A 20072-nucleotide genomic window follows, 5' to 3' on the forward strand; every position below is an offset into this window, starting at 1 on the left:
CCGTCATTATTTTCTGCGCTCCCGAACCTGGTATTCATAGGAAATGTGAATAGCAACACAGATTAACGGACGTTCGCTAACCCCTTGTCTATACTCCAAAAGAGCGCGCAGTAGCATTTTCATTGTTAACGCAATGCGTCATCTGTCACATCCTTGCGAAATTTCCGACGGGCCACATTCATGCCGTCAGCGCGCCGTCTATTTTTATTAAGGGAGATATATTTACGGCAAGGCTGCCGCACTTTTTTCATTGCGACAGGAGTAGAAAATAATGAGCAAGAAATTTGCCCGCAGCAGCCTGTGTGCGCTGGGTCTGACCGTCATGACCGCACACGCCGCCGAACCAACCGAAGTGGGAAAGGGAGAAGGTCGGCTGGATATTATCGCCTGGCCTGGCTATATCGAGCGCGGTCAGACCGATAAGCAATATGACTGGGTGACCGCCTTTGAAAAAGAGACCGGTTGCGCAGTGAATGTGAAAACCGCCGCCACGTCCGATGAGATGGTGAGCCTGATGGCGAAAGGCGGCTACGACCTGGTAACCGCCTCCGGCGATGCCTCTTTACGCCTGATCATGGGGAAACGCGTCCAGCCAATAAACACCGCACTTATCCCCAACTGGAAAACGCTCGACCCGAAGCTGGTGAAAGGCGAATGGTTTAACGTTGCGGGGAAAACTTACGGCACGCCGTATCAGTGGGGGCCCAACCTGCTGATGTATAACACCAAAACCTTCCCGACGCCGCCGGATAGCTGGGCGGTGGTCTTTGTGCAGCAAAATCTGCCGGATGGCAAAAGTAATAAAGGGCGCGTGCAGGCCTACGATGGGCCGATTTATATCGCCGATGCCGCACTGTTCCTGAAAGCTACGCAACCGCAACTCGGTATTGACGATCCGTACCAGCTTACCGAAGCGCAGTATCAGGCGGTGCTGAAAACCCTGCGCGATCAGCATTTGCTCATTCACCGTTACTGGCATGACACCACGGTACAGATGAGCGACTTCAAGAATGAAGGCGTGGTGGCTTCCAGCGCGTGGCCTTATCAGGCGAATGCCCTGAAAGGTGAAAATCAGCCGATTGCCACAGTCTTTCCCAAAGAAGGGGTAACCGGCTGGGCGGATACCACCATGCTGCATGCCGACGCGAAACACCCGAACTGTGCCTATAAATGGATGAACTGGTCACTGACGCCAAAAGTGCAGGGCGATGTGGCGGCGTGGTTTGGTTCGTTGCCGGTGGTGCCGGAAGGGTGCAAAGCCAGTACCTTGCTGGGTGAAAAGGGCTGCGAAACCAACGGTTACAGCTTCTTTGACAAAATCGCCTTCTGGAAAACGCCGGTAGCGCAAGGCGGCAAATATGTGCCTTACAGCCGCTGGACGCAGGATTACATCGCCATTATGGGCGGCCGTTAACCTGCCAGGAGCGCGCTATGACCTATGCGGTAGAATTCCTGGATGTCGCCAGAGTCTTTGGTGATGTCCGGGCGGTTGACGGCGTAACGTTCGCCGTCAACGACGGGGAGTTTTTCTCCATGCTGGGGCCATCCGGCTCCGGCAAAACCACCTGCCTGCGGCTGATTGCCGGGTTTGAACAGCTCAGCGGCGGTGCCATTCGTATTTTTGGCCGCGAAGCCAGCGAGCTGCCGCCCTGGGAGCGGGACGTGAATACCGTCTTTCAGGATTACGCGCTGTTTCCGCACATGTCTGTTCTCGATAACGTCGCCTACGGGCTGATGGTGAAAGGCATGGACAAAAAACAGCGCCATGCCCGCGCCCGTGAGGCGCTGGAAAAAGTGGCGCTCGGTTTTGTGCATGCGCGTAAACCCTCGCAGCTTTCCGGCGGCCAGCGGCAACGCGTCGCCATCGCCCGCGCGCTGGTAAATGAACCCAGAGTGTTATTGCTCGATGAACCTCTGGGCGCGCTGGATCTGAAGCTGCGCGAACAGATGCAACTGGAGCTGAAAAAGCTGCAACAGGATCTCGGCATCACCTTTATTTTTGTCACCCACGATCAGGGCGAAGCCTTGTCGATGTCCGACCGCGTGGCGGTGTTCAATAATGGCCGTATCGAGCAAATCGATACACCACGCGAGCTTTATCTGCGCCCGCGCACGCCGTTTGTCGCCGGGTTTGTCGGTACCTCGAATGTGTTTGATGCGACGCTTGCGGAAAAACTCTGCGGCATGAACGGGGTTTACTCGCTGCGACCAGAACATATTCGCCTGAATACGCCAGGGGAGATCGAGGCCAGCGCGGTGGTGCAGGCAGTGCAATATCAGGGCGCAGCCACCCGCTTTGAACTGGCGCTGCCGCACGGAGAAAAACTGTTAGTCAGCCAGGCGAATCTCTCCGATGCGTTACTGCCACAAACGCTGGCACCGGGCCAATCGGTGCGGGTTTCCTGGTCGCGCGAGGCGATGGTGCCGTTACAGGGAGCGGGGTGAAAGGGTGATGAGTATTGCGCAACGTTCGCCGCGCCGCGGCAATCTTAGCGCCATCTTCTGGCGCAAACCGGTGTACGGGCTGCTTTTGCTGCTGCTCGGCCCGCTGATGTGGTTTGGCATTGTCTATTTAGGTTCACTGCTCACGTTGTTATGGCAGGGGTTTTACACCTTCGATGATTTCACCATGTCGGTCACGCCGGATTTAACGTTCGCCAATCTGCTGGCGCTGTTTAATCCGGCCAATTACGACATCATTCTTCGTACCCTGCTGATGGCACTATGTGTGACGGTAGCGAGCGCCATTCTCGCCTTTCCGATGGCGTGGTATATGGCACGTTATGCGCAGGGCAAATGGAAAGCGTTCTTTTATATCGCGGTGATGTTGCCGATGTGGGCGAGCTACATCGTTAAAGCCTACGCCTGGACGTTGCTGCTGGCGAAAGATGGCGTGGCGCAGTGGTTTTTAAGCCATCTTGGGCTGGAGCCGCTACTTGCTGCGTTTTTGACGCTACCCGCCGTGGGCGGCAATACGCTTTCCACTTCCGGGCTGGGGCGCTTTCTGGTGTTCGTCTATATCTGGCTGCCGTTTATGATTTTGCCGATTCAGGCGGCGCTCGAACGCTTGCCCCCGTCGCTGCTGCAAGCTTCAGCCGATTTAGGCGCGCATCCGCGTCAGACTTTCCGCTATGTGGTGCTCCCGCTGGCGATACCGGGCGTGGCGGCGGGGTCGATATTTACCTTTTCGCTGACGCTCGGGGATTTTATCGTGCCGCAACTCGTCGGGCCGCCGGGATATTTCATCGGCAATATGGTTTATTCGCAGCAAGGGGCGATTGGTAATATGCCGATGGCCGCCGCGTTTACCCTTGTGCCGATGGTGTTGATCGCCCTTTATCTGGCGTTTGTGAAACGCCTGGGAGCGTTTGATGCACTCTGAACGCGCACCGTTTTTGCTCAAAGTCGCCACCTGGGGCGGCGTCATCTTTCTGCACTTTCCGCTTTTGATCATCGCTATCTATGCTTTCAATACTGAGGATGCCGCATTCAGCTTCCCGCCGCAGGGCTTTACGCTGCGCTGGTTTAGCGTGGCGGCGACGAGGGGAGATATTCTCGATGCGGTGACACTGTCACTGCAAATCGCGGCGCTGGCGACGGCAATTGCCCTGGTTCTTGGCACACTTGCTGCAATGGCCTTATGGCGCAGCGAGTTTTTCGGTAAAAACGCCATTTCCTTACTACTGCTGTTGCCGATTGCCTTACCGGGAATTATCACCGGGCTTGCGCTGTTGACCGCGTTTAAAACGGTCAATCTGGAGCCGGGCTTTTTCACCATTGTCGTGGGGCATGCCACGTTCTGCGTGGTGGTGGTGTTTAACAACGTGATTGCCAGGTTTCGGCGAACCTCCTGGAGCCTGGTCGAAGCATCGATGGATTTGGGCGCGAACGGCTGGCAAACCTTCCGTTATGTGGTGTTACCCAACCTGGGTTCGGCGCTCCTGGCGGGTGGCATGCTGGCGTTTGCGTTGTCATTTGACGAAATCATTGTCACCACCTTTACCGCAGGTCACGAGCGTACGCTGCCGCTGTGGTTGCTCAACCAGTTGGGACGCCCGCGCGATGTCCCCGTTACCAACGTTGTGGCGTTGCTGGTAATGCTGGTGACGATGATTCCGATTCTGGGGGCCTGGTGGCTGACCCGAGATACCGACACGATTGCCGGAACCGGCAAATAACTGACCACGCTGAAAGGACAGAACTATGCAACATCAACTATTTATCAATGGAGTACTGGTTAACGGCGAAGGCGAGAAGCAGCCCGTTTATAACCCGGCTACCGGTGACGTGTTGCTGGAGATCGCCGAAGCGTCTGCCGCGCAAGTCGACGCCGCCGTGCAGGCAGCCGATCGCGCGTTTGCCAGCTGGGGGCAAACGACGCCGAAGGCGCGCGCCGAATGCCTGTTGCAACTGGCGCAACTGATTGAAGACAATGCGGAAACTTTCGCCCGGCTGGAGTCCCTGAACTGCGGTAAACCCTTTCATTGCGTACTGAATGACGAAATTCCGGCGGTAGTGGATGTGTTCCGCTTCTTCGCCGGCGCTGCGCGTTGCCTGAATGGGCTGGCGGCGGGCGAGTATCTGGAAGGGCACACGTCGATGATCCGCCGCGATCCGCTGGGCGTCGTCGCCTCTATTGCGCCGTGGAACTACCCGCTGATGATGGCGGCCTGGAAGCTCGGCCCGGCGCTGGCGGCGGGCAACTGCGTGGTGATCAAGCCGTCGGAAATTACGCCTCTCACCGCGTTAAAACTGGCGGAACTGGCGAAAGATATCTTCCCGGCAGGTGTGCTGAATGTGTTGTTCGGGCGCGGCAGCACCGTCGGCGATCCGCTGACTGGCCATGAAAAAGTGCGCATGGTTTCCCTGACAGGTTCGATTGCCACTGGCGAGCACATTATTGGCCATACCGCCTCGTCGATTAAGCGTACCCATATGGAGCTCGGCGGCAAAGCGCCGGTGATCGTGTTTGATGACGCGGATCTCGATGCGGTGGTGGAAGGCGTTCGTACCTTCGGTTTTTACAATGCCGGGCAGGATTGCACTGCCGCGTGCCGTATCTACGCACAAAAAGGCATTTACGATGCGCTGGTGGAAAAGCTGGGTGCGGCGGTCGCCAGCCTGAAAATGGGCGCGCCGGACGATGAATCAACAGAACTTGGCCCGCTCAGTTCCGCAGCGCATCTGGCGCGCGTTAGCAAGGCAGTCGATGAGGCCAAAGCGCTCAGCCATATTCGCGTGGTGACTGGTGGTAAAAGGCATGACGGCGCTGGCTATTATTATCCGCCAACGCTGCTGGCAGGCGCAAAACAAGAGGATGCCATTGTACAGCGTGAGGTGTTCGGCCCGGTGGTGAGCGTCACGGTGTTTGATGATGAGGAGCAGGTGCTGGGCTGGGCCAATGATTCGCAATATGGGCTGGCGTCATCGGTGTGGACTAAAGATGTGGGGCGCGCGCATCGCCTGAGTGCGCGTCTGCAATATGGCTGCACCTGGGTAAATACGCATTTTATGCTGGTGAGCGAAATGCCACACGGCGGACAAAAACTCTCAGGCTACGGCAAAGATATGTCGCTCTACGGCCTGGAAGATTACACCGTCGTACGCCATGTGATGATCAAACATTAATCCACAAATAAACGCCAGGGACGGCGTTTATCGCGTTTATTTCCTTATTAAACATGAGGTAAATCGCATAGTAAATTAAGTGTGTTGTTATTAATGAAAAACTGGTTTAATAATAGCCAGCCATCAGCGGAGTGGCGAAATAAAAACATTTAAATAAAACCGCACACAGACATTGCCCGTTTGGTTGTCATATGAATGTCATCAACGCGAAAAATGGCAGTCATTGCCGTGGGTGAGAATGTCTGGCTTTTAAAAAAATCAGGCAAGGAAAATAGAGTAATGAGTAAAATCGTAGTCGTGCTCGTACCAGGGGGCGCGTCTGAATTTTTGACCGTTGAAGATGGCGAAACCTCGGTACAATGGGCGATAGCGGGGCTTGATGGCGGGGCGGCAAGTGCCAGCATGCCTATCGAAACCTACTATTGCGAAGGTGAAGAGTTTTATTTTGCCCGCGTTGAAAGTCTCGCGAGTAATGAAACAATTCCCTCCATGCTGAATTAAAAAATAAGGGCTCAGATGAGCCCTTATTTATTTAACAATGCAATTAATTTGCAGGCTTACCTTTTCAGGAACACCTCATTTTCGCGCGGCGCCCAATCTTTCTCTGAAAAATCATATGTCGAGAAGGGCTCATCTTTTACGCCCTGCGAACGCAGAACGGCGCGCACTTCCGCTGGCAGCGTTTCCTCGCGGAATAACTCCGCCAGTACGAACATCGCGTCAATAAACGAGAGTTGTTTTACTTCAAAGGGTTTCCAGCCGGTGCGTTTGAATATTAAATGATAAAGCGCCTCTTCACCGGCAAGCGGAACGAAACTGCTGGCATATTTTTCCCGATGACGAGAGAGCAACACTTCGAGGACGAATATCTGCGCGATGCGCTGCCGGGCCGCATTGCCCCGGGCGGTATCAGTGGTCATATCGACGTGCGTTATGTCATTGTTTTCACGCACCCGAACTTCTATGGCTTGCCACAGGTCGTCATATTTCTGCATAACCTTACCTTGTTTCATCTGATGTCTGCCTTGCCGGTAGACAATATCAGAGATGATCCCGGCTCGCCAAATTTCCCGACGTTATTATCGGCCGCAATAACATATCAGTTAATCCTTAAGTTAAATTAATGGATATATCATTTCATTACGCGCGGAGTTTGTGTTTAATCATTTTTCACCCGCCACAAAATAATGATCAACCTGGCCTGGATTCGCCGGAAAATAAACATGAAAAATATATTGCTGTTGTGGGCTGCGCTCGCCGCCACAGGTTTATGCACGACATCTGAAAGTTATGCCAAATCGCTGCGCCTGTCGGATGTGCAGGTGAAACAAGCGATCATTGCTGAATCTATTGCTAACTACCCCGGCCCATGTGCCTGCCCCTACAACCATGCCCGGAACGGCAGTTCATGTGGGAAACGCAGCGCGTGGAGCCGTGCAGGCGGTTATTCGCCCATTTGCTACGCCGAAGAAGTCACCAAAGAGGATATTGCACGGTGGCGTGAAACACATCAGTAGGAAAAAATCCGACCACAGAAAAGAAAGCAGTTGTGGTTTTTTTCGCTCTCACAGCCAGTTAAATCAAAGCTGGCGGCTACACCTTTCGTAGTAATCCTTATTCGACTTGATATATATCAATAAAAAGAGCATATTGCGTTCGTTTTGTTATTTCTGGGTTAATGTTTGTTATGTCGTTATACCAAAAAATGTTGGTTTTCTACTTTGTCATGGCGCTGATTTGCGCGCTGATAACCTGGTTTCTTTCTCACGATCGTAAACGTATTCGCCTGCTGAGCGCGTTTTTAGTGGGGTCGACATGGCCCATGAGCTTCCCGGTTGCGCTGTTATTTTCCATATTCTAAATTTTGCCAGCAAAGCGTGACGGCGAAAGCGATAACGCCTTGAAAATTAGTGCAACATGTTAGGCGGATGTTTTACCTAAGGACAGGAGACAGACGTTGGAACTCTACACCAAACTGCTTATTTTCTACGTTGTCATGGCGGTGTTATGCGCCGTGGCAACCTGGTTTCTCGCCAAAGATAGCCGCAAAATCCGCCTGCTTAGCGCGTTGTTAGTCGGTGCGACCTGGCCCATCAGTTTTCCCATCGCGTTACTTTTTTCTCTCTTTTAATCGTGTCCTTGCCATAATGCTGTGATACTGTATATAAAAACAGTGTTGCAGCAGAGAGGGCAGGTATGAACAGTCTCTATTCACTCCACGCGCAGGCGCAGGTGCGCTGGCACGCGTTACCGGGCAAAGGCGATCCGGTGGTTTTTATTCATGGTCTGGGTTGCGCGTCTTCGTACGAATACCCGCGCATCGTCGCCGATCCGGCGTTTGCTGGCAGGTGCGCCATTCTTATCGATTTGCCGGGCTACGGTTACAGTGAGCGCCCGGCGAGCTTCTCTTATCGCACCAGCGATCAGGCGCAAGTGGTGATTGAACTGCTGGATCATCTTGGGCTTGATGCATTCTGGTTATACGGCCACAGCATGGGCGGCAGTATCGCCATTGAAGTCGCTTCGCGTATCCCGCAGCGTGTCAACGCGCTGGCCGTCTCTGAACCGAATTTTCACGCCGGTGGCGGGGCGTTTAGCCGCGTTATCGCGGCCCAGGATGAGGCCGATTTTGTCATCTGCGGCTACGCGGCAATGCTGGCGCAGGAAAAAACCGCCTGGGCCGGTAGCCTGCAAAGCAGCGCGCCCTGGGCAGTATGGCGCGGCGCGAAAAGCCTGGTCGATGGCATTGAACCGTCATGGATGTCGTTATTTGCCCATTTCCCGCGCCCCAAAACGCTGATATTTGGCGAGCTGTCACTACCGGATAACGATGCCGACAGTGTGCTGCAACAAGGGATTGAACTGCGCATTATTCCGCGTGCCGGTCATTCAATGTCTGACGAACAGCCAGCCTTACTGGCGCAGACGTTAGCGGCATTTATTGCGGAACATGAGTAAAAAGAAACCCGGCACATGTGCATGGCCGGGTGATTTTCAGGGAAGCAGGGATTTGAGTTTTTTACGCGCCGCCGGGCTGATATCCAGCGGGTGGCTGTAACCAATGTTTTCGATAGCCCGGTGGTACAACGCTACCAGCCAGTCATAAACATAGCGGGTGGCGGCGTGTACCGGCTGCTCGCTCAGACGGGTTAACCGCGCCTGAGTGGCACCATCCGTACCGCTGGAAAAAATGGTGCTGCCTTTGTTGACACGGCTTTCAGGGCGATCCGCCCGCGCGATCTCCGCATAACCCAGCCAGGCGACAAAGTTACCAATCGCGGCGTACAGTTGCGCGGCGCAGGCGGTATCGCGCTGCATAATTTTTTGCAACTGATCGGGTAAATTCAGCCGGTAGCTGCTGACGATAACAATCTCCGCCATCTGGCGCAGCGCTGCAGGGCTGAGCCCCAAACGCGCGGCGTTATCATCGTTGCGGCTCCACTGGCGTACGTGGTTGACCCACAACGCATGCGCCTGCTGACCGATATCTTTCGACACTGCCTGCGGTTCGCTGCTTTCTGCGGATTCAGCAAACAGATCGATTGATTCATTAAACAAGCCGCTGACTTTCTCTTCGCGCGGCTGCTGAACTTTCCACAGCGTATCGAACTGCTGCATATCCGGCTGTAAACCTTCCAGCAACTCACCGTGGCGTGAAGCCTGGCCTTGCAGTTCCCGCACCACGGACTCCGCGCTCGCGCGTTGCGCCGCCGCGTCTTTTACTGCGGTGGCAAGCCAGGGTTGCAGCAGATCGCGAAGGGCGCGCTGATGGCGCTCAGCCAGCGCTTTCAAACGCTGCTGACGCAGGCCTGGCGCTGTCGCCTGCACCAGCCACTCCAGCAGACGCTGCAAACTGCTGGCATCCAGCGCCTGCAACGTTCCCCAGTGCTGACCCGGTTTACCGATGAGCTGTTGTACGGCTTCGTCCAGATTCTGTGCCAGCGTAAAGCGCGCATCCTGCGGTGTAATTGCCCAAACCAGCCCTGGCAGCGCCGTTTCCTGACCGGATTGTGTCTCTTTGACCCAGTTTAATAATGCACGCGCAGTGGCCGCGGTGGCTGAACGCTCGAGCGTCGCATTGCAAATCATCAATACATCCGGTTGCAGGCGCTGGCGGTAGCTTTCCAGCAACCAGCGGCATTTGCTACGCCACAATGGCTGGCCATCTTGCGGGCCCGGTGCAGGAATATCGAGAATATCCACAGCCGTTAACACCGCGTTTTCCACCGGCAAAACCAGTTCGCGCGTAATCAGCGCAAGGGTTGCCAGCGGAATACTGACCGCGTTGTGCAACTGCTCATTTGACCACGGATGCACCACCACTTCGTCATGGATCTCACCGCTACCGGGTTCCGAGGGTGTTAAGAAACCGTCGGTTGGCAGGGCAAAAGTATCCACCAGAATACTCAGTGGTGCCGCCAGTTCCTGCGCGTTCCCGGTCTGGTGAAGGGTGTGTGCCAGCGACAACCACTGCTGCGTGAGCTCCTGCTGCTCGCCCCATAACAGCGACCAGGCGCTGGCGCGGGCGCTGAGATCGAGGGAAGGCAACAGGCAGGCAAACTGATACCACAGCGCATCGTCCATCTGTTGCTGCGACGACGGCACCGCCGCGCGCCAGAAGCGGGCAATCGCGCCGATATCTTCCGCTGTGATCCCCGGTACCGCATTCGGTTGGCGCAGTGCGCGCCATTTCGCGACGCGGTCTTCGATCACTGATTTATCAACGGCGCGCAATTCCGGCTGCTGAACGGCATGAGCAATAAAGATCTGCACCAGCTCGGCTTCGCTGATAATGCGCAGGCACAGTGGGAAACTCTCATCCATCGGCGCGAGATGCTGGCTAAAGCGCAACGCCATGCTGGTCAGGGCATGGCCGGGATTGATATGGGTGAAGTAATCCAGTGTTTTTTCGCCGGGACGCACATTAAGCCGCCCGTTACCGCTGCCGCACAGGGCGGCCAGCAGATGCGCTTTCGCCGCTTGTGAATGACCATACAACCCAACGGTGCAGGGCGCGTCGACCGCTTCACGCAGCGCGCTTTCCTCGGCGGCGGCAGTCGTCAGACGCGACAGCAGCGCGTCGGCATCATCATCCAGCAAAGGTGCGTGTTGGCGGTTTTCGTTGATCCATGTCGCCAGTGCCTGGGTGGTTTTTACGCTCGCACTCATTTCAGATACACACTCCCGCTGTCGATCCAGTAATGGCTGCCGCTATGACGGCGATCGGCCAGCGTATTCAGTTTAAAAGTTAACGCGTCTGCGGCGACCGGCGTACCGTCCTGGAGCCAGGCCTCACTCAAGGTGAACGATTCGGGCCCGTGCTGTTTATTGCCGCCGCTGAACTGCAAACGGACATTCAACACGCCGTCGCCCGCGATGGTTTTCGCCAGTTCCTGCGAGTTGATACTCAACGTGTAGAGCGGCGTAGCCGGCCAGCGGGCGTTCGCGAGCTGGCGGAAACCGAGCGTAACATTGCCGCGCAGCGGGAAGTGTAAACGCGCGTCCAGTTTCGCACCGGGTTTATCAAGGTCGATATCGTGATACCAGATATTCTCATCGCGCAAGGTATTGACGACGTTATCCAGCACACCGAGGTAGCGCACGGTGGAATAGGCACCGATGTCCGCCGCTTTAAAGTTAAAACGCGGCAGACGCAAATCAAGCGCCAGGCTGCACAGCATCGCGCCAACGGCGGCGGTTGATTTCGGGTTGCCGATCTTACCCTGCTGGCTGAATGGATACCACTCATGTACGCGGTATTTATCAAGCCAGATCATGCGGTTAACCGGCACAGGTTGCAGGTGACGAATCAACGCCTGCACGCCGGGTAAGCAGCCAGGACGGCCGGTGATCAGCAGCACATCGCAGCAGTAGTGGCTGATGGCTTCGCAAACCGCATGCAGCGGAGCGGTCAGGGTAAATTGCCCGGCCAGCATCGCGTCCTGCAACTCACGGAAATTCACCTGCAACGGGACAGCCAGCACATCGAATTCTGCCGAACCAGACGGCAGCGCATGGTCGATTGCCTGTTTCAGGTAGTTCATGACATTGCGCGTCGGCAGTTGCGTGAGCAGTTCGCCGAATGTGGCATGCAACCCGGCGAGCGGATCGTTAATGTCGCTCTCTTCCCACGCGGCAAGAATGGCGTGACCAATCGGCATAAACAGTTGCAGCGTTGTTTGCTGGCGCAGCACGGCCTGAGTATCAATACGCCCGGAATCGCCAAACAACGTCGCCATGATCGCCGCGGCATCGGTAATGCCCGCTTTCTGCATCTGCGTTTGCAACGCCGGCAGCACACAGCGCTGAATCACATCCAGCAAAATGTCATCGCCGGCGACTTTAAACCCTTCGCGGAACAGCAGTTGCGGGGTGATTTTGACGTTACTGCCGGTGCCATCATCCAGTTGATAATGGGTGATCGCCATATCTGTCGTGCCGCCGCCGATATCGACGGAGGCCACGCGCAGCGAACGGCCTTTTACCGCGCCCGGTGCTTCTTCGCGATCCGGACGGGCAAGCGAGGCGAAAAACGTTTCAGTTTGCCCGGAAAAACGGGAAATCGCTTCGTTATACAGCCACACCAGTTGGCCACAGCTGGCTTCGTCCCACTCCATCTGAATGTGCGGTACAGGTACGACGCTTTTTTCCTGCTGCTTGCGGTTAGCAAAGTCTTCATCCTGTGGATGCCAGCCCATGGCTTTCCACACCAGCGCGATGGCCTCAAACATGCGGCGACGGAAAATTTCACGCTCCTGCTTCGGCATCGCCGAGGGCAGGGTAAGAATAATGGTGCGCAACTGGCGCGGTGACGCCGGAAAACCCAAACGCAGACGCGTGGCGACACTGTTGATCTGCCCGAGCGCCTGCGACAGCAATTCGCACAGCATGTGGGTCATCAGCGTACTGCGGCTGTACTGCGGAGAAAAGACCGGTAAACGCTCATCCAGCGGCAGGCTATACAGCGGCTGGCCTTCGTCGTTCATCAGGTTCATTAACGGGAAGGCGGTCGCCAGCGGTTCGCGCTGGGTTTTGCTGTTCATCTGGCTAAAGCGCCAGTCCTGCAATACCGGTGTTTCGTCCCACAGATAGCGGCGCGGGCTGGAGATACCGCTATTGCCTTCGGTGCCAAGGCGCTGCGTTGCCAGTTTGCGGGCCTCATCGCCCACGCGCACGATCGATGGCCAAATAAAGGCATCTTCGCGACCGCTCTCAACAGAGAAGTGCTGTTTGCCGAAACGTGCTTCAGAAAACTCAAGACGGCTGGTAAACAGCGGCTCATTGAGGAACTGAGGTTCACTGAGCGAGCGCACCTGCAATTCTGCCGTCTGGCGCAACCCATCATTGGCATCGCCGTGATCTTCAATGATCACGCCGCAGGTGTGGGTGTTGCCGACATCCAGAATCAGATCGACCGGGATCGCCGGGGTGCTCAGCGTGTGCGTAACGATTTTGACTTCCGGCACCTGCAATTGCATGCCGAGCAGGCTCATCAGATTCAGCCAGTGCGCCTGATATTCAAAGCCGCGCAATGCCTGATTAATTTCGCGCTCGCTGCGGGTTTCGTGTTGCGTAATGAATTGCAAAAATGCTTCGCGCAGCCAGCCATCGACCCAGGTTTGATCGAGAAAATCCGCCACTTCGTCGTCACGCCAGGCCAGCGAGAACCGCGTACCATTGAGAATATCGTTTTCCTGCGGCGCCAGTGCGGCAGGCGAGTTACCGTTAATCTGGCTGTCGAGCGCCAGCGCCACGCGGTGGGTATTTCCGGCGCTGTCCGGTTCGCTGAGCTTGCGGATCTGCACGCGAGCCCAGTTATCCGGACCTTCAACGAAAGTGCGGGGCGGGTTAAAGCGCAGGAAAGGGATCGGCAGCCAGACGCCATCGAGGATCGACAACGAATATTGCAGCGAATGCGTGCTTTCAGGTTTTACCACTTCCGGCTGACCGCCGTCGCGGTTTGGCAGCGTATAACGTTCGTTGACCAGATCGAAATCAAGACGCAGCAGCGGGCCGTTGGCGGTTTTACGCACGAACCGACCGCTGTTGGCAGAATCCTGCGGTGTCAGGCCAAAATCAAGAAACTGCACGCCGCTATTGGCAATCAGCGTCACGCTCTGTTTGTAGTCGCAAAGATTAACCAGCATAAACTCAGTCACCTGTTTTTCTGAACGTCACCGGAACGGTGGTGTTGGCGTCAAAACGCGCGCTGCATTCCGCGACGTCGTTGCTGCTTGCTTTACAGGAAATGTCCGGCATCGGGTAACGCGTCCCGTCGCTGCAACGTGCGTTGCTGCGGCTCTTAATCAGCAGTTCGCCGGTTTCATGCAGGCCGGAGAACAGATCGGCGCGACAGGTCACATTTTTACCCATCACAATACGCGCCGTCCCTTTATTGTTCTGGATCTGGTAACGCACGGCAGGGGCTTTGCCAGTGACCGGATCTTTCACATCCATCGCCACACGCCAGTTACCGTTAAGGAATTTGGTGGAACCGATTTTCACCTCTAACGCATCCATCACCAGTACATCTTTCGGGATAGAAGCGATAACCACCGGCCCTTTGTCAACCGGTTTGACTTCCGGCGCTTTGACAGCAGGCGCAACAATTTCAGCCTGATGCAGCGGCAGTTTCCCCGCCAGTTCAGGCAGCGGCTCGGCTTGCATCGGCGGCGGCGCAATAGCGACCGGCTCCGCTTTTGGTTCGACGGGGGCAGGCGCAGGTGCTTGTTGTCGCTGATTAAGCACCAACGGCACGGCAATTGCCGCCGCGACTGCCGCAGCAACGGGCAACGCCCACAGACCGTAGCGGCGGCGTTTTTTCACCACCGGTGCAGGTTCAGGCTGAGGAGCGGGTTCAGGTGCAACCACCGGTGCTGCTTCCTGCACGGGCGGTGCGGCCACGGGCTGCGGTTTGATTTCTGCTTGCGGCGTGAGTAGCGGCGCATCTGCCTGGCTGAATGTCACCTCGACAGCGGGCTCTTCTTCCGGCTCTGGCTCCGGTTCGATAATAATTTCAGGGATTTCTGGCTCCGGCTCTTGCAGGCACTCGAGCACATTTTCGCGGGCGCTTTCATTGAGATTCACGAAGCCCCAGAAGGTGATGACCGGTTTGCCATCAACAAGGAAAACATGGTTTTCGCCGGGGAATTGCAGCGCTTTTTCCAGCAGCGAGCCAAACAGTTGCTGCGCGGTTTTCGGTGATTGCAGGCATTTGCGGCTCAGCGCGGCGGCGCTGTCCAGCGTGCTTTCAAGGTAACGCAGCGCACGGGCGCGCGCCTCGGGTTCCGCCGCTTTCCATGCCTGGGCGCGACCATCGATGGGTGAGTACCAGTCGACCCGATCGCCTTCATCATTGACCTGGGGTATTGCCAGGCAATCTACCAGCGCCTGCTGCTTACGCAGACGCAGTGCTTCACGAATTTGCAATGCCGAATCGAATACGGCCTGACCGCCGCCGCCAACGGCCTGGAAATCATCCAAATCGCCGCTACGCAAGAGAGTTTTTGCCACGTTTTCATCCCATAGACTTCTTCACGCGTCTACTATACGCAAACTTCTTACCAGTAAAAGGCAGAGGAAAGCGCAAAACCATTGAATTCTCGACGCATTGAGCGCGCCGAACCCGCTTGACGGCACGAAATTTATTTAACACAAATTTATTCATTAATAATGGTGGATATTTCAGCAAAAACAAATGCTTTAGAATAACCTGATGCGGAATCATTATTTGCCACATCTCATCGGCTGTGCTGAGATTAATGCTCCATATAAAAAAGAAGGCTCCTGATAATGTCCACGGGAAAAACGCTGCTCGCCCTTGCGCTGAGCACACTGTTACCGGCAAGTGCCGCATGGGCGGCGTCCAACGATACAATCATTTATTGCTCCGAAGCGTCACCGGAATCCTTCAACCCGCAAATTGCCAGCTCCGGGCCGACATTTGTTGCCAGTTCGCAGGTGCTTTATAACCGCCTGGTCACCTTTGACCCGGTGAAAAATACGCCGATCCCTTCGCTGGCGACCGACTGGAAAGTCTCTGAAGACGGCAAAACCTGGACCTTTACGCTGCGCCAGGGCGTTAAATTTAACAGCAATAAATATTTCAAACCGACGCGCGACTTTAACGCCGATGACGTCGTCTTCTCTGTGATGCGCCAGATGGATCCGAAACATCCTTATCATAATGTTTCGCAAGGTAATTACGAATACTTCACCGATGTCGGCCTTGATAAGCTGATCAAAGAAGTGAAAAAAATCGATGATAACCATGTTCAGTTTGTACTGAATGAGCCGAACGCCGCCTTTCTTGCCGACTGGGGGATGGATTTCGCCTCGATTCTCTCTGCGGAATACGCGGATGCGATGCTGAAAAAAGGCACACCTGAAAACGTCGATAACTCGCCAATCGGCACCGGCCCGTACGCCTTGCAGCAGTACAAGACGGACGCGCAAATCCGTTATATTGCCAACCCGAATTACTGGGATGGTGAAGTGCCGACCAAACATCTGATCTTCTCTATTACGCCGGATGTGCAAACCCGTCTGGCGAAGCTGCAAACCAATGAATGCCAGATTATTCCCGCCCCGGCACCGGTGCAGTTTGATCAGATCAAAAACAACAAAGACTTAACGCTGCATACCATTGATGCGCTGAATGTGGGCTACCTCGCGTTTAACACCGAGAAAAAGCCGTTTGATAATGTGCTGGTGCGCCAGGCGCTGAACTATGCGACCGACAAACAAGCTATCGTCAATGCGGTGTTCCTCGGCTCCGGTACGGTGGCAAAATCACCGCTGCCGCCGAACATGCTCGGGTTTAATAAAGATCTGAAGGATTACAGCTACGATCCTGAAAAAGCCAAAGCACTGCTCAAGCAGGCCGGGCTGGAAAAGGGCTTTGAAGCCACGCTGTGGTCAATGCCGGTGCAGCGGCCGTATAACCCGAATTCGCGGCGCATCGCCGAGATGATTCAGGCAGACTGGGCGAAAGTTGGCGTGAAGGCGAAGATCGTCTCGTACGAGTGGGGTGAATATCTGGCCGGGATGCGCAAAGGGGAACACGATACCGCGCTGTTCGGCTGGATGTCGGATAACGGCGATCCGGACAACTTTGCTGATGTGCTGCTCGGTTGCAACAGCATCAAAACCGGCTCCAACGCCGCCCGCTGGTGCGATAAGGGGTATGATGCCCTGGTGCAGAAAGCCAAAGTCACTGCCGCTCCTGCCGAGCGCGCCAAACTTTACAGCCAGGCGCAGGAGATTTTCTACCAGCAGGCACCGTGGATCGCGCTGGCTAACGGCAAAACGTTTTACGCTACCCGCAGTAATGTCAGCGGTTATACCGTCAGCCTGATGGGCAGCGATTTTTCTAAAGCGAAGCTGAATTAAAGGAGAGGCTATGTCACATCTGGATGAGGTTATCGCACGTGTCGACGCGGCTATCGAACAGGGCGTTATTATCGGGATGAATGCGTTACTGGTTGAACTCAGCGATGATGCGGCACTGAGCCGGGATGAACGCTACACCCAGCAACAGCGCCTGCGTCAGGCAATTGCGCACCATGGCCGGCAGCACAAAGAAGATATGGAAGCGCGCCGCGAGCAGCTCACCAAAGGTGGCGAAATCCTGTAATTAAAACTGGCGTCTGGCTACCAGCCAGGCGCCAATCACCAGCAGCACCGCGCCGCATACCGGGCCAATCAGCGCTTTTAGCGCCACGCCCTGGCTTCTCACCACATCCATCACCAGACCACCGATAAGCTGGCTTGCCACCAGCACCGCAATAGTTGTTGCCGCGCCGACATATTGATAGCCGCTGATACTGGCAAAGACAAAAAACGACCCCAACAGACCGGGAATGAGCGTCCACCATTTCACGCTGGCGTACAACTCCTGAAACCCGGCGACACCGTGTTTGATCAGCAAAATAGAGACAAACAGCACAATGCCGACCAGCGAATTCAGCAGCATGGCGATAAGGATCGTCGAGGCCGACTGGGTAATGCGCACCATTAAGGTGTTTTGCACCACCAGGCCAATACCGGCAGCAATCAAAAAGGTGAGGGTGAGCGACTGATTCATGCAATGGCGTCCGGTTCGGTGCGGTTATCGAGTTGCAGCTGCATAAACGTCAGATCCAGCCAGCGGCCAAACTTCGTGCCGACCTGCGGCATTTGCCCGGTAATCACAAACCCAAGCTTGCTGTGCAAATGAATTGAGCCGTGATTCTGCGCTTCGATACCGGCCACCATGACATGTTTGCCGATGCGTTTGGCTTCGTCGATCAAGCGCGCCATCAGTGCCAGGCCGATGCCTTTGCCCTGGTGTTCCGGATGAACATAAACCGAGTGCTCAACCGTGTGGCGAAAACCGTCAAAAGCGCGCCAGTCGTCAAACGAGGCATAACCGGTGATTGCGCCGTTTTCTTCGCTGACCAGCACCGGATAGCCGAGCGCGGCGCGTGCTTCAAACCAGGCGATACGGTTGTCGACATCGACCGTCTGGTCATTCCAGATGGCTGCGGTATTAACCACTGCATGGTTGTAAATGACGGCTATGGCCGCGCAATCTTCTTTCCCGGCGTAACGAACATTCATGGTTGAACCTCAAATTTGTACACTATAGTATTACGTTATGAATACTATCTCAGACAATATAAATCAACGGATCAGTGCGCGAATTCGCGTTGAACGTGAATCACGCGGCTGGTCGCTGAGTAACCTGGCGGAGCGTGCCGGTGTATCGCGGGCGATGATCCACAAAATTGAACGCGGTGACAGTAACCCGACGGCGGCGCTGCTGGCGCGGCTTTCCGGCGCGTTTGGCATCAGTATGTCAACGCTGATTGCGCGCGCAGAAATGCAGGAAGGTAAATTGCTGCGCCACGCCGATCAGCCCGTCTGGCGCGATCCGCAAAGCAACTATCTGCGCCGTCACGTGTCGCCGCGCAGCGATTTGCCTATCGATCTGGTGCAAATCGAGCTGCCTGCCGGGAGTGATATTCCGATGCCGGCGTCTGCTTATGCGCTGGCGCGCCAGCTTATCTGGTTGCAGGAGGGGGAACTGGTGTTCGTTGAAGGCGACACGCGCCATGAGATGCGCGCCGGAGATTGTCTGGAGCTCGGCCCGCCAAATGATTGCCGCTTTATTAATGAAAGTGACACACCTTGCCGTTATCTGGTGGTGCGGCTAAATCCTTCCAGCTCGTAATGTAAACGCGCTCCTGGCTGTCAGAGACTAGTATCAATAGTTAGTCTGACATGTACAGGAGCGAACAATGAAACAAGATCCTCACCGCAATCGCCGCTGGGTGCTGGCTTCCCGCCCGCATGGCGCGCCCGCCGCAGATAATTTCCGCCTTGAAGAAGATGACATCGCCACGCCGGGCGAAGGGCAGGTGTTGTTGCGCACGGTTTTTCTCTCGTTAGATCCTTATATGCGCGGGCGTATGAGCGATGCGCCATCGTATTCACCGCCGGTAAAAATTGGTGAAGTGATGTGCGGCGGCACCGTTAGCCGCGTCGTCAAATCGCAGCACCCGGATTTCGCCGAAGGTGACTGGGTGCTGGGTTACAGCGGCTGGCAGGATTACGATATTTCGGGCGGTGAAGGCCTGGTCAAACTGGGAGACAATCCGCCGCACCCGTCGTGGTCACTTGGCATTCTTGGTATGCCAGGGTTTACCGCCTATATGGGCTTGCTGGATATCGGCCAGCCGAAATCCGGTGAAACGTTGGTGGTTGCCGCGGCAACCGGTCCGGTAGGCGCAACAGTAGGGCAAATCGCTAAAATTAAGGGGTGCCGCGTAGTCGGCGTGGCCGGCGGCAGCGAGAAATGCCGTCATGCCGTAGATGTGTTGGGGTTCGATCACTGCATTGATCATCATGCAGAGGATTTTGCCGAACAACTGGCCGCGGCGTGCCCGCAAGGTATCGATATCTATTTTGAAAATGTCGGCGGAAAAGTATTTGATGCGGTACTGCCGTTATTAAATACCTCCGCGCGAATTCCGCTTTGCGGATTAGTCAGCGGCTATAACGCCACCGATCTTCCCGCCGGTCCGGATCGTATTCCGTTATTAATGGCAACCCTGCTGAAAAAACGAATTCGCTTGCAAGGTTTTATTATTGGTCAGGATTACGGCCACCGTATTCATGAATTTCAACAAGAAATGGAACAATGGATACGACAAGAAATAATTCAGTACCGTGAGCAATTGATCGACGGGCTGGAAAATGCGCCAGACGCTTTTATTGGCCTGCTGGAAGGGAAAAATTTCGGTAAAGTCGTAGTGCAAATCGGGCCTCTCAGCTAAAAGAATGATGGCGGTGAAAAACCGCCATCAGAAATCGTGCAAATTTTTGAGAAACGTCTTTAATTAGATAAGCATAAGGAACTGATGACCTTGTGAAGGCGGTTCCTGGTAGTTGTGCATAATAAA

At 55.3% G+C, this 20072-nt stretch carries 20 protein-coding genes; 14 read left to right on the plus strand and 6 right to left on the minus strand.

Annotation, left to right across the window (positions count from 1 at the left end):
* The first annotated feature begins 271 nt into the window (after positions 1-271).
* From ydcS to M8Q36_RS18185, 6 genes are all read left to right on the plus strand, one after another.
* Positions 272-1414 carry a putative ABC transporter substrate-binding protein YdcS gene (gene ydcS / locus M8Q36_RS18160; RefSeq protein ID WP_249881813.1) on the plus strand — a complete coding sequence of 381 codons (1143 nt, stop codon included), beginning with the start codon at positions 272-274 and terminating at the stop codon, positions 1412-1414.
* A gap of 17 nt (positions 1415-1431) precedes the next feature.
* Positions 1432-2445, plus strand: coding sequence for an ABC transporter ATP-binding protein (locus M8Q36_RS18165; RefSeq protein ID WP_249881814.1), 1014 nt, complete (start codon positions 1432-1434; stop codon positions 2443-2445).
* A gap of 7 nt (positions 2446-2452) precedes the next feature.
* Positions 2453-3382 carry an ABC transporter permease gene (locus tag M8Q36_RS18170; protein WP_249881815.1) on the plus strand — a complete coding sequence of 310 codons (930 nt, stop codon included), beginning with the start codon at positions 2453-2455 and terminating at the stop codon, positions 3380-3382.
* Positions 3372-4178 (plus strand): ABC transporter permease, encoded by an 807-nt coding sequence (locus tag M8Q36_RS18175; protein WP_249881816.1) that lies wholly within the window; start codon positions 3372-3374, stop codon positions 4176-4178. The genes M8Q36_RS18170 and M8Q36_RS18175 overlap by 11 nt, the downstream gene beginning before the upstream one ends.
* A 25-nt stretch (positions 4179-4203) precedes the next feature.
* Positions 4204-5628, plus strand: coding sequence for an aminobutyraldehyde dehydrogenase (patD, locus tag M8Q36_RS18180; RefSeq protein ID WP_249881817.1), 1425 nt, complete (start codon positions 4204-4206; stop codon positions 5626-5628).
* Between the two features lie 279 nt (positions 5629-5907).
* Entirely contained in the window at positions 5908-6129 is a 222-nt protein-coding gene (locus M8Q36_RS18185) for a hypothetical protein (RefSeq protein WP_249881818.1), read from the plus strand.
* A 56-nt stretch (positions 6130-6185) separates the two neighbouring features.
* Here the strand turns inward: M8Q36_RS18185 and M8Q36_RS18190 are convergent, their stop codons facing one another.
* Positions 6186-6641 carry an ECs1072 family phage-associated protein gene (locus M8Q36_RS18190; protein WP_017456860.1) on the minus strand — a complete coding sequence of 152 codons (456 nt, stop codon included), beginning with the start codon at positions 6639-6641 and terminating at the stop codon, positions 6186-6188.
* Between the two features lie 210 nt (positions 6642-6851).
* Between M8Q36_RS18190 and M8Q36_RS18195 the strand changes: the two genes are divergently transcribed.
* From M8Q36_RS18195 to M8Q36_RS18210, 4 genes are all read left to right on the plus strand, one after another.
* Positions 6852-7145, plus strand: a complete 294-nt coding sequence (locus M8Q36_RS18195; protein ID WP_249881819.1) for a hypothetical protein — start codon at positions 6852-6854, stop codon at positions 7143-7145.
* Positions 7146-7315: 170 nt separating this feature from the next.
* Positions 7316-7489: a GhoT/OrtT family toxin gene (locus M8Q36_RS18200; RefSeq protein ID WP_071925283.1), complete on the plus strand. Its 174-nt coding sequence runs from the start codon at positions 7316-7318 to the stop codon at positions 7487-7489.
* A 96-nt stretch (positions 7490-7585) separates the two neighbouring features.
* The gene (locus M8Q36_RS18205; protein ID WP_249881820.1) at positions 7586-7759 is read left to right on the plus strand and encodes a GhoT/OrtT family toxin; all 174 of its coding nucleotides are present in this window, start codon (positions 7586-7588) and stop codon (positions 7757-7759) included.
* Between the two features lie 65 nt (positions 7760-7824).
* Positions 7825-8586, plus strand: coding sequence for an alpha/beta fold hydrolase (locus tag M8Q36_RS18210; RefSeq protein WP_249881821.1), 762 nt, complete (start codon positions 7825-7827; stop codon positions 8584-8586).
* A gap of 36 nt (positions 8587-8622) precedes the next feature.
* Here the strand turns inward: M8Q36_RS18210 and M8Q36_RS18215 are convergent, their stop codons facing one another.
* The 3 genes from M8Q36_RS18215 to M8Q36_RS18225 are packed head-to-tail and all read right to left on the minus strand — an operon-like array spanning position 8623 to position 15141.
* Positions 8623-10797: a virulence factor SrfC family protein gene (locus M8Q36_RS18215; RefSeq protein ID WP_249881822.1), complete on the minus strand. Its 2175-nt coding sequence runs from the start codon at positions 10795-10797 to the stop codon at positions 8623-8625.
* Entirely contained in the window at positions 10794-13775 is a 2982-nt protein-coding gene (locus tag M8Q36_RS18220) for a virulence factor SrfB (protein ID WP_249881823.1), read from the minus strand. The genes M8Q36_RS18215 and M8Q36_RS18220 overlap by 4 nt, the downstream gene beginning before the upstream one ends.
* A 4-nt stretch (positions 13776-13779) precedes the next feature.
* Positions 13780-15141: an SrfA family protein gene (locus tag M8Q36_RS18225; RefSeq protein WP_249881824.1), complete on the minus strand. Its 1362-nt coding sequence runs from the start codon at positions 15139-15141 to the stop codon at positions 13780-13782.
* Positions 15142-15420: 279 nt separating this feature from the next.
* Between M8Q36_RS18225 and M8Q36_RS18230 the strand changes: the two genes are divergently transcribed.
* Positions 15421-17019 (plus strand): ABC transporter substrate-binding protein, encoded by a 1599-nt coding sequence (locus M8Q36_RS18230; RefSeq protein ID WP_249881825.1) that lies wholly within the window; start codon positions 15421-15423, stop codon positions 17017-17019.
* A 10-nt stretch (positions 17020-17029) separates the two neighbouring features.
* Positions 17030-17263, plus strand: a complete 234-nt coding sequence (locus M8Q36_RS18235) for a DUF2526 family protein (protein ID WP_016496002.1) — start codon at positions 17030-17032, stop codon at positions 17261-17263.
* Here the strand turns inward: M8Q36_RS18235 and M8Q36_RS18240 are convergent, their stop codons facing one another.
* Both M8Q36_RS18240 and M8Q36_RS18245 read right to left on the minus strand, forming a co-directional pair.
* Entirely contained in the window at positions 17264-17713 is a 450-nt protein-coding gene (locus M8Q36_RS18240; protein WP_016496003.1) for a DMT family transporter, read from the minus strand.
* A complete protein-coding gene (locus M8Q36_RS18245; RefSeq protein ID WP_249881826.1) occupies positions 17710-18228 on the minus strand; it encodes a GNAT family N-acetyltransferase in 519 nt (172 codons plus the stop codon). Before M8Q36_RS18245 ends, M8Q36_RS18240 begins: the two co-directional genes overlap by 4 nt.
* A 37-nt stretch (positions 18229-18265) precedes the next feature.
* Between M8Q36_RS18245 and M8Q36_RS18250 the strand changes: the two genes are divergently transcribed.
* Both M8Q36_RS18250 and curA read left to right on the plus strand, forming a co-directional pair.
* A complete protein-coding gene (locus tag M8Q36_RS18250; protein ID WP_249881827.1) occupies positions 18266-18841 on the plus strand; it encodes a helix-turn-helix domain-containing protein in 576 nt (191 codons plus the stop codon).
* Positions 18842-18908: 67 nt separating this feature from the next.
* Positions 18909-19946 carry an NADPH-dependent curcumin/dihydrocurcumin reductase gene (gene curA, locus M8Q36_RS18255; RefSeq protein WP_249881828.1) on the plus strand — a complete coding sequence of 346 codons (1038 nt, stop codon included), beginning with the start codon at positions 18909-18911 and terminating at the stop codon, positions 19944-19946.
* Positions 19947-20072 lie beyond the last annotated feature (126 nt).

Source organism: Kosakonia sp. R1.Fl (assembly GCF_023516815.1).
GTDB lineage: Bacteria > Pseudomonadota > Gammaproteobacteria > Enterobacterales > Enterobacteriaceae > Kosakonia.

Coding starts and splice junctions, on each gene's coding strand:
- M8Q36_RS18195 (WP_249881819.1), top strand. CDS start 6,852: ATGAAAAATATATTGCTGTTGTGGGCTGCGCTCGCCGCCACAGGTTTA.
- M8Q36_RS18190 (WP_017456860.1), bottom strand. CDS start 6,641: ATGAAACAAGGTAAGGTTATGCAGAAATATGACGACCTGTGGCAAGCC.
- patD (WP_249881817.1), top strand. CDS start 4,204: ATGCAACATCAACTATTTATCAATGGAGTACTGGTTAACGGCGAAGGC.
- M8Q36_RS18210 (WP_249881821.1), top strand. CDS start 7,825: ATGAACAGTCTCTATTCACTCCACGCGCAGGCGCAGGTGCGCTGGCAC.
- M8Q36_RS18215 (WP_249881822.1), bottom strand. CDS start 10,797: ATGAGTGCGAGCGTAAAAACCACCCAGGCACTGGCGACATGGATCAAC.
- M8Q36_RS18170 (WP_249881815.1), top strand. CDS start 2,453: ATGAGTATTGCGCAACGTTCGCCGCGCCGCGGCAATCTTAGCGCCATC.
- M8Q36_RS18240 (WP_016496003.1), bottom strand. CDS start 17,713: ATGAATCAGTCGCTCACCCTCACCTTTTTGATTGCTGCCGGTATTGGC.
- M8Q36_RS18220 (WP_249881823.1), bottom strand. CDS start 13,775: ATGCTGGTTAATCTTTGCGACTACAAACAGAGCGTGACGCTGATTGCC.
- curA (WP_249881828.1), top strand. CDS start 18,909: ATGAAACAAGATCCTCACCGCAATCGCCGCTGGGTGCTGGCTTCCCGC.
- M8Q36_RS18185 (WP_249881818.1), top strand. CDS start 5,908: ATGAGTAAAATCGTAGTCGTGCTCGTACCAGGGGGCGCGTCTGAATTT.
- M8Q36_RS18230 (WP_249881825.1), top strand. CDS start 15,421: ATGTCCACGGGAAAAACGCTGCTCGCCCTTGCGCTGAGCACACTGTTA.
- M8Q36_RS18235 (WP_016496002.1), top strand. CDS start 17,030: ATGTCACATCTGGATGAGGTTATCGCACGTGTCGACGCGGCTATCGAA.
- M8Q36_RS18200 (WP_071925283.1), top strand. CDS start 7,316: ATGTCGTTATACCAAAAAATGTTGGTTTTCTACTTTGTCATGGCGCTG.
- M8Q36_RS18245 (WP_249881826.1), bottom strand. CDS start 18,228: ATGAATGTTCGTTACGCCGGGAAAGAAGATTGCGCGGCCATAGCCGTC.
- M8Q36_RS18165 (WP_249881814.1), top strand. CDS start 1,432: ATGACCTATGCGGTAGAATTCCTGGATGTCGCCAGAGTCTTTGGTGAT.
- M8Q36_RS18175 (WP_249881816.1), top strand. CDS start 3,372: ATGCACTCTGAACGCGCACCGTTTTTGCTCAAAGTCGCCACCTGGGGC.
- M8Q36_RS18250 (WP_249881827.1), top strand. CDS start 18,266: ATGAATACTATCTCAGACAATATAAATCAACGGATCAGTGCGCGAATT.
- ydcS (WP_249881813.1), top strand. CDS start 272: ATGAGCAAGAAATTTGCCCGCAGCAGCCTGTGTGCGCTGGGTCTGACC.